Origin of the sequence: Candidatus Frankia nodulisporulans, from assembly GCF_902806475.1 — a bacterium.
Classification (GTDB): domain Bacteria; phylum Actinomycetota; class Actinomycetes; order Frankiales; family Frankiaceae; genus Frankia; species Frankia umida.
The window spans coordinates 1-5,870 of sequence record NZ_CADCWS010000253.1; the positions used below are offsets into that span (position 1 = coordinate 1).

Annotated in this window: 4 protein-coding genes; 3 read left to right on the top strand and 1 reads right to left on the bottom strand. The window is 74.4% G+C overall.

Features of this window, described 5'->3' with window-relative positions:
• The 3 genes from G6R24_RS17390 to G6R24_RS22700 all read left to right on the top strand — a co-directional run.
• Positions 1-836 (top strand): LppP/LprE family lipoprotein (locus G6R24_RS17390; protein ID WP_163550278.1); only part of this gene is annotated, 836 nt, incomplete at its 5' end.
• Between the two features lie 272 nt (positions 837-1,108).
• Positions 1,109-2,266 (top strand): serine/threonine-protein kinase, encoded by a 1,158-nt coding sequence (locus G6R24_RS22695; RefSeq protein WP_338084460.1) that lies wholly within the window; start codon positions 1,109-1,111, stop codon positions 2,264-2,266.
• Positions 2,238-2,777 carry a hypothetical protein gene (locus G6R24_RS22700; RefSeq protein ID WP_225438658.1) on the top strand — a complete coding sequence of 180 codons (540 nt, stop codon included), beginning with the start codon at positions 2,238-2,240 and terminating at the stop codon, positions 2,775-2,777. Before G6R24_RS22695 ends, G6R24_RS22700 begins: the two co-directional genes overlap by 29 nt.
• A 61-nt stretch (positions 2,778-2,838) precedes the next feature.
• Here G6R24_RS22700 and G6R24_RS22705 read toward each other — a convergent pair whose 3' ends face one another.
• Positions 2,839-5,418 (bottom strand): serine/threonine-protein kinase, encoded by a 2,580-nt coding sequence (locus G6R24_RS22705; protein ID WP_225438659.1) that lies wholly within the window; start codon positions 5,416-5,418, stop codon positions 2,839-2,841.
• Positions 5,419-5,870: the final 452 nt, after the last annotated feature.

A 5,870-nucleotide genomic window follows, 5' to 3' on the forward strand; every position in this document is an offset into this window, starting at 1 on the left:
CGGCCGGCCGGGACGCCAGCGGCTACCGAGGTGGCGGCCAGGGCGCCGCCGGCCACGACGCCGGCAGGTACGGCGCGGACGGCTACGGCGCGGCGTACAACCACGGGGCGCAGAACCACGGGGCGCAGAACCACGGGGCACAGAACCACGGGCCATCGTCCGGGGGGGACGGGGGTCGGTCGGGCGGCGGGCGCAGCGCGATCATCGCCGGGGTGCTGCTGGCGGTGGTGCTGCTGGGCGGTGGGATCGCGGCCGCGGTGGCTCTCACCGGCGACCACAACGGCGGGGACACACCCGTCACCACGTCCAGCAGCGTCGATGCGACGGCCAGCACCACGCCGACGTCGTCGACGCCGACCGCGCCGGCCACGACCAGCGCCACGACCACCACGCCCAGCACGTCCCCCACCCCGAGCCAGACGCCGACCAGCACGCCGTCGGCGACGCCGAAGGTGCTGTCCACCGACGAGGCGGCACAGATCATCCGCGGTAAGGGCTACGACCCGGACCTGAGCACCTACCAGGAGGACCGGCGGCTCAACGTGGTGATCGGGACCGGTGGGTCCGCCGGGGGCAACCCGCAGCAGTTCGCCTTCGTCTTCGCCGACGGCGAGTACCGCGGCACGGACACCTCGGCGCCGAGCGCCCACATCGCCCTCGTCCGCCAACCGAACAACTACCGGGTCACCCTGCACTATGCCACGTTCGATCCGCAGGACCAGCCCAACGCCCCCTCCGGCCACGCCGACGTGCGCTTCGAGTGGACGGGCACGGCCTTCACCGCGCTGGACACGATCCCGCCCAACGACCCGAACGCCACGGGCAGTCGCCGGTAGACGCCGGTAGCCACAGGTGGCGACGCGCCCACCTCGACCGGCTGGGCCCAGCCGGTCGGACCCACACGCTAACGTCTGGAGGCAGCATGGACGGCACCCCCGGACCATGCTGCCACGGCGGTCGGGCCGTCCCGCCGAACATGATCAGAACGTGATCGAAGCGTGATCGGAGGAGCGACCATTTCGGCGCAGGTCGGGCGGTCCGCCGCGAGCGGTCGACTCCCACGGCAGCGGGGTGCCGGCGGCACCCTCTCCGGTGGCGAGGCCGGGCCGTGCTGACCCCGCTGGTCGAGGGTGACCCGCGCCGGGTCGGCCCGTTCACGATCCACAACCGCATCGGCGCCGGCGGGATGGGCACGGTCTATCTCGGGTTCAACGCCGAAGGGCGGGCGGCGGCGGTCAAGGTGCCCGACGCCCGGTTCGCGGGCGACCCCGAGTTCCGGGAGCGGTTTCGTCGTGAGGTCGCGGCGGCCCGGCGCGTCCACGGGCGGGCGGTCGCCGCCGTGCTCGACGCCGATCCGGATGCCGCCGCCCCGTGGCTTGCCACCGAGTACGTCGAGGGCACCAGTCTGGCCGACGCGGTACTGCGCCACGGGCAGATGGAGGAGCGCCTGCTGCACGGGTTCAGCGTGGGGCTCGCCGACGCGCTGATCGCGATCCACGCCGTCGGCGTCGTGCACCGCGATCTCAAACCCTCGAACATCCTGCTGGCCTGGGACGGTCCGAAGGTCATCGACTTCGGCATCGCCCGGGCCACCGGCACCCCCAGCCACACCCGCACCGGCATTCTCATCGGCACCCTGGCCTGGATGGCACCCGAGCAGCTGCGCGGCGAGCGGGCCGGCCCCGCCGCCGACATCTTCGCCTGGGGGGCCTGCGTGACCTACGCGGCGACCGGGCATCCGCCGTTCGCCTCCGAAGAGCCCGATGTGCTCACCCGGATGCGCGAGGACCGTCCGCCCGACATCGCCGGTGTGCCCGACGCGCTGGTCGGGCTCGTCCGGGCCGCCCTCGCCCGGCACCCGCAGGACCGGCCAAGCGCCGCCGACCTGGTCCGCGGCCTGGTCGCGGACCCTCAGGTCCGCACGCCCGCGGATGCCGACCGGGCCGCGGCGCTGGCACTCACACCGTGGCAGTCCCATCCGCCACCGAGCACCCCCGAGCGGCCCGCCGCGGCGCTCGACCCCGACCGACCCGACCAGCCGACCCATCCCCTGGCGCTGCGTCCGACCCCACCGCCGCATGACGACCAATCGGCCGGCACGGTGCCGGTGCCCCGCCGGCCCGGGCAGACCGACCCGCGCCTCGGCGCCGTGACCCAGCTCTCCGTCCACGATCCACGTGTGCTCGCCGGTGGGGTCGACCGCGGTGGAGTCGTCGCCGTGTCCGGCGGTGCCACCGGTGGGGCCGCCGGGCGGTGGGCGTCTTGACGCGGTCTTCGGCTGGTTGCCGGCGCCTTGGCGTCGGGCCGCGCCGTTGGCCAGCGTCGCGTTGCTGATCGTGCTGCTGGCCAGTGTCGTCGTCGCGTTCGCCGCCACCGGCGGTGCGCACCCACAGGTGGAGCCGACTCCGCCGCCGGCTCAGGGCGGTCTGGCACCGGGGCCGGGAGGCGACCCGGGTGCCGGCGGCGCCGGAGCGGACGGTCGCGGCGGCGCGCATCGGGGCCCGTCGGCGCCGACCCGGAGCCGACCGGTCGGGCCCGATGGCACGCTGGCCCCGTCCCCCGTCGGCCCGTCGGCCACTGCCAGGGTCACGACGACGCCCAGCCTCCCGGGTTCCGCGAGCCCCACGCCGTCCCCGACCACCGGTCCGACCTCCGGGGCGTCCCCGACCGTCGGGCCGACCACCAGCACCGAGCCGACGCTCGGCGCGTCCCCGTCCACCGGCTGCCCGACAGGCCCACCCAACGGCCAGGCCGGCGGCACACCGCCACCCTGCTGACGGACGTCCCACCCGGGTCGACCTCGAAGGCCGGGTGGGTCACACCATCGCGCCGGGTGGGTCACACCATGACGATCCCGGCGCGGGTGCCCTCGGCGGAGACCAGTGACTGCCAGCCACGCCCGGTCGGGCAGGCGGTGCCGTCCGAGGAGGGGACGTCGCAGGTGGGCGTCGAACCGGCGCTCGCGGTCGACGTCGACCTGCCGGTGGGTCTGATCGTCGGCAACGCCGTTGCCCGCACGGTCGGCTTCGCGGTCGTGGGCCTGGCCGACGTGGGTTCGGGCGATGGTTCGCTGGTCGGCGACGGCGGATCAGGGTCGGGGGTGCGGGTCGGCGACGGCGGGGCATGGGTGGGCGTCGGGGCGCTGCTGGGCTCCGGGGCGGCCGGCGACGGCGTCGCCCGGGTCGGCGCCGGGGCCGGAGCCGCCGGTCCCGCACCGCCACCCGCGCCCCGGGTGGCCGCGGTCGAGCCGCCCACCCTCGTCCGACCGTCCTGCGAGGTAGCGGGCCCGGTCAGCCCGGTGCCACCCTGACCATCCGTGCCGCCCGGTCCGGCGGGAATCCCCGTCGTGCCGATACCGGCTCCCGGCGACACCGGCACGCCCCCGGACGTCCCTCCGCTGACCTGGGATGTCGGTGTCGGAGCCGACGGCGAGTCGCCACCGCCACCGAGCGCGGCGACCACCACCGCGACGAGCACCAGGGTCAGTCCGATCGCACCGATCACGACCCACCGGCGGTACTCACCCATGCGGGAGCGCGAGCCCGGAGCCCGATGCCCGCCACCGCCAGTCGGCGAACGCCGATCCCCCGCCCCGCTTGTGCCCCCCGGACGGACCGGACGGACCGGACGTTGACCGGACGTCCCACGCCCGCCCGCGGCACGCACCGCGGTCTCGGCCGCGGCCGCCGAGACGGCCGTGGACGCGGCGGCGGGAGCACCAGCCGCCCTTTTCGACGCCGCGGCACCACCGGTCAACGGCGGGGCCATGACCGTCACCGCGGAGTCGGGATGCGAACCGCCCGACGGGTCCGCCGGCTCCGCCCGCCCCGCCGAGGCGCCCGACGACCCCGCCGACGCACGCGTGCCCGCTGACGAACGTGACCCAGCCGACGCACGCGCGCCTGCCGACGAATGTGATCCGGAAGTCGAACGCGGCGCTGACGACGAACGTGCCCCCGAGGACGAGCGGGCTCCGGACGAGCGCGCCCCGGGCACAGCCGTCCGACCGGCCGGTGGTGGTACCAACTCGGTGTGCTCGGTGGGAGCCGTGTCGAGCCCGGGGTGTGGCAGGGGCAAGGACGGCGGCACCGGAGTCGGCGTGGTGATCGGTTCCTCGGCGTCGGCCTCGTCGCCGGTCTTGGCATCGGTCCCGCTTGCGGTCCCGCTTTCGGTGCCACGTGCGGTCTCGGTCTTCGGCTCGGTCTCGGATGCGGTCCGCGCGGCGGCTGCCGGACGTCCCGTCCCTGACCGGAGCATCGAGGGGATGGCCACCGGGGTGGTCGCCGGCTCGTCGAAGCCGGCCACCGCGGAACCAGCGGCATCCGCGGGGACCGCCAGGTCCGACGGGGACGAGGGGGATGAGAGAGACGAGGGGGATGAGAGGAATGAGAGGGACGAGAGGGACGAGGGATCGACGGGAACGGCCGCCTTGTCGCCGGTGGTCGTGGGCGGCAGCGACGTCAGCAGCCCCGCCGCCTCGCCGGACGCGCCCGAGCGGACGGGGACAGGCACCCAGGAGGGAACACCGGTCCGCGACCGGACCTGCTCAGGCACGGGAATCGAGTGGACCCGGCTCGAGGCGGGGGGCGTGTCCAGGCCAAGACCGGCGGCCATCCCCGCGAGACCAGGCAGCAGGGCCCGCAGCTGATCGACGTCGGGCCGCTGCTGCGGGTCCTTCGCGAGCATCGCGGCCAACACGGCCCACAGCTCGTCGGGGATGCCCGGTGGCCGTCCCGGCGCGAGGTCCGCGTGCGCACGCAGGATGGAGAGCATCTCCCGGCCGGCGAACGGCGCGACGCCACAGAGCATCTCGTAGAGCATCGTTCCGGCGGCGTAGACATCCGCGGCCGGGCCGACCACTCCCCCGTCGACGCTTTCCGGCGCCATGTACAGCGGGGTGCCGAGCATCCCGCCGGGAACGGTCAGACGGGTCGCCGAGGCGCACAGCCCGGCGATCCCGAAGTCGGAGACCTTGGGCTGCGAGGTCCCGTCCCGCCGGTCGAGCAGCACGTTCTCCGGTTTGAGGTCACGATGGACGATGCCCAGCCGGTGCGCGGTCGCCAGCCCGGTGAGGATGTCGACGATCAGGCCGACCGCCTCGGCGGGCGGTAGCGTGCGCCGTCGATGCAGTTCCTGGCGCAGGTCCGAACCGTCGACGTACTCCATCACGATGGCCAGATCACCGCGTTCGGCGACCAGGTCGTGAATGGCCACCACGAACGGCGACTGAACCCGGATCAGGATGGCGCGTTCCCGCATGAACCGGGCGACCACGCCAGGGTCGGCGGTGAAATGCGGCAGCAGCAGTTTGAAGGCAAGAACATTGCCTGCCTCGTCATGGCTGCGCCACACCTCGCCCATACCGCCCCGGCCGACCCGGGTCAGCAGGGTGTAGGAACTTCCCAGCCTTCTAACCACTGCTTCTTCTCACCACTGCTGGCCATCACCACTTCGCTACGCAGTTCCAGGTCGATTCCGCCGGCGTCTCCCCCATGCGTCGCGCGCGTCGCCCCCTCCCGCGCCGGAGCCGGCAGCCTGACTGCCGTCGTTCTCCGTGCGCCCGCGGGCACGGACCACTACCCGGCGGTCCCAGGTGCGGTCCCTGGTCAGGATGCCGGACGACGCCGAGCGCAAGGTCCGAGGTGAATATGGGTTTCATCACCGGGGGCGGACGGTTCCCCCGCGAACCCGTCGGTATGCCAGGCCGCAGCCACCGCGACGGGCCCGCGACCCGCCCGCATCCGGGTGGCCACCACCATCCCGAGGGCCACCTGGATGGCCCGAACGGGCAGCCCACAAACGGGCCCGGTCCCGAACCCCGACCGAGACCCTGGAATGCCGAAGGGGCCTGGAATACCGAAGGGGCCTGG